This is a genomic window from Thiocapsa roseopersicina (assembly GCF_900106925.1).
GTDB lineage: Bacteria > Pseudomonadota > Gammaproteobacteria > Chromatiales > Chromatiaceae > Thiocapsa > Thiocapsa roseopersicina.
Genome location: NZ_FNNZ01000068.1, coordinates 1 through 2,745, shown reverse-complemented (window position 1 = coordinate 2,745; position 2,745 = coordinate 1). Strand labels below are relative to the sequence as shown.

At 67.5% G+C, this 2,745-nt stretch carries 3 protein-coding genes; 2 read left to right on the top strand and 1 reads right to left on the bottom strand.

The window, feature by feature from the left end:
• Positions 1-39 precede the first annotated feature (39 nt).
• Positions 40-591 carry a c-type cytochrome gene (locus tag BLV04_RS24115; protein WP_093038677.1) on the bottom strand — a complete coding sequence of 184 codons (552 nt, stop codon included), beginning with the start codon at positions 589-591 and terminating at the stop codon, positions 40-42.
• 237 nt (positions 592-828) lie between these two features.
• Between BLV04_RS24115 and BLV04_RS24110 the strand changes: the two genes are divergently transcribed.
• Together BLV04_RS24110 and BLV04_RS24105 are read left to right on the top strand one after the other, a co-directional pair.
• On the top strand, positions 829-1,368 hold the full coding sequence (locus tag BLV04_RS24110) for a hypothetical protein (protein ID WP_139192045.1): 540 nt from the start codon (positions 829-831) through the stop codon (positions 1,366-1,368).
• A complete protein-coding gene (locus tag BLV04_RS24105; protein ID WP_093038673.1) occupies positions 1,365-2,672 on the top strand; it encodes a GAF domain-containing protein in 1,308 nt (435 codons plus the stop codon). Before BLV04_RS24110 ends, BLV04_RS24105 begins: the two co-directional genes overlap by 4 nt.
• Positions 2,673-2,745: the final 73 nt, after the last annotated feature.

Sequence of the window (2,745 nt, the reverse complement as noted above, 5' to 3'; positions counted from 1 at the left end):
TGTTGTTCAAGCACCCCGAGGGAGGCCCACCGCTCTCCCTCATACAAGTTGACGATTTAAGAGGAAAAACCCATCAGGGAAGGTGGCCGTACTCACCGACTCGCCGGCCGGCCCCAGCGAGCGCACGAACCGATACAGCGCGACCAGGTCCGCGTCCGTCATCGCGCTCAGGTTGAACCAGGGCATCGGCGGACGTTTCGGCTCCCGCGCCCGCGTCAGCCATTCGGCTTCAGTCAGATCGTTGAGCAGAAGCCGCAGGTTGGTCGCATAGGTCGTGCCCCAGGGGCCCTGGAAGCCGACCGCGCTGCCGGTGAGCCACTGCTCGGTCGGGACCTCGCCGTTGCCTTGCATGTAACCCTCGGTGTGGCAGTCGTTGCAGCCGCTTACCTTGACCAGGTAGCGGCCGCGCTCGATGATCCGCGCCGGGTCGTTCAGGTCCGACATGGCCGAGTCGGTGAACGAACGCGCGACGGGCTCGACGAACGAAGCCGTCGAATCGGCGATTGGCTCGGCGTGGACGCCCCGCGGGTCGGCGGTGACCGCGTGGGCAACCAGGGCGAGGATGGGAAGGGCGATGCTGCGAGCGTTCATCGGGAACACCTCCAACGTTGAATGACGGGGAATAGGGACAGGTAGAAGGCTAGTCCCCAGCCCCGGGGTGCGTTGCTAAGTCTTCGCTAACGGATTGCTAAAAGTTCCTTAAACCCCGGTCCCTCACGGATCCGGGGTTCGGGAGATCGCCCGGAGACGGGCTGCGAGGCAGGCGCTGGCAAGTCATCGCCGAGCTTGTAGAATTCCGGCATACCCGCCGCGTTTGGTGACCGGCCCATGTCGATGCCCCAGATGGTGACCGCTCCGTCGCCGCCCGACCGTCCGCCGCCCGACCGTCCGCTGCTCGATCAGGCCCGGGTCGCGTTCTTGCTCGGCCCGGTTTCCATCAGTCTGGCGTCGCACGATGCCGCCGGTGTGCCATCCCTCGCCCGCGCCTTCGGTTGCCGTGTCGCAGCGGATCGCCGGGAGGTCGTGGTGCTCGTGCCGACGCGGACGGCCGAATCCCTGTTGTGCGATCTGGCCGCAGGCGCACCGATCGCGGTGGTGTTCAGTCGCCCCAAGACCCACGAGACACTGCAGCTCAAGGCCCCGGCGGCGCGTCTCGGACCGCTCGGACCGACCGATCCGCAGCACATGCGCGCGAGCGGCAACGCCTTAGCCGCCGAGCTCATCGCCCTGGGCTATTCGGCGGCCTTCTCCCATGCCCTGGTGGCCCCGAGCAAAGAGGACGCGGTAGCCGTGGCCTTCTTACCGACCCTGCTCTTCGACCAAACGCCCGGGCCGCGGGCCGGCAGGCGCCTGGAGCCGGGGCCATGACGGCGCCGTTGAGTGCCTTGCGGGTCTGTTTCGAAGGCGCTGTACCGGCGACCATTGCCACCTGTGCCGCGGATGGCACGCCCAATGTGGCCAAACTGTCGCACGTTCATTTCGTCGACGACCGGCACGTCGCCCTGTCCTACCAGTTCTTCAATAAGACCCGCGAGAACCTGCTGAATCGGCGCCGGGCGACGGTGGAGGTGATCGATCCCTTGAGTGCCGCCCTCTACCACCTGCACCTCGAGTATCTGCGCACGGAGACCGAAGGACCGCTGTTCGAGTACATGAAGGCGCGGCTCGCCGCCATCGCCTCCCACACAGGGATGAGCAAGGTGTTCCGCCTGCTCGGTGCGGACCTGTTTCGGGTCCTGCGCGTCGAGGCCATGCCGGGCGATGCGCTCCCGCAACCGTCCCCGCCGGCAGACCTGTTGGCCGGACTGCGGGCCTGTGTCGCCGCCCTGGCCCGCTGCACCGACCTGGCCCAACTGCTCGAGGTTACGCTGGCGGGCCTGGCGCAGCACTGGGATGTCCACCATGCGATGCTGCTGATGCTGGATCCGGATCAGCGGCGTCTCTATACCGTCGCCAGCCGCGGCTATCCGGAGTCGGGCGTCGGCTCCGAGGTGCGCGTCGGCGAGGGCATCGTCGGCGTCGCCGCCGGGGCCAGAACCCCGATTCGCATCGGCTACGTGGTCCAGGAGTACCGCTACAGCCAGGCGACCCGTCGGCACTTCGCCGACAGTGCCGACGGTGGTGTGCTGGAGACCGAGATCCCGTTCCCCGGTCTCGCGGATGCCGGCAGCCAGTTGGCCGTGCCTCTGCTCAGCGGCGATCGGCTGCTCGGTGTGCTGTATGTCGAGAGCCCCGTCGAGGAACGCTTCACCTATCAGGACGAGGACGCCTTCGTGGTGCTGGCTTCCCATCTGGCCCTCTCCATCGATGGGCTCGCGCGGGCCGCTGACCAGGCCTGCGAGCTGCCTTCCGCGTCCGTATCGGCGTCCGTCAGGCCCGGTGCGCCAGCAACCGCGCCGGCAGCTCGATCGATGGCCGCGTCTGGTGTCGAGGCATCGGGCGGGACGATCCAGATTCGGCATTTCCCCCACGACCACAGCCTGTTCGTCGACAACGAATACCTGATCAAGGGCGTGGCCGGGGCGATCTGCTGGAAGCTGCTGCGCGAGCACGCCGAGTCCGGGCGCGCGGACTTCACCAACCGCGAGCTGCGTCTGGATGCGTCGCTGCGGCTGCCCGAGGTCACCGACAACCTGGACGCGCGCCTGATTGAGTGCGGTCAGCGATTTTGATGGTTTCGCGATCAAGTTGCGTGATAGGGGTCGGCGAAGCGCTCCCCCGGTCTCGCGCGGCCGGGGTGTGGGC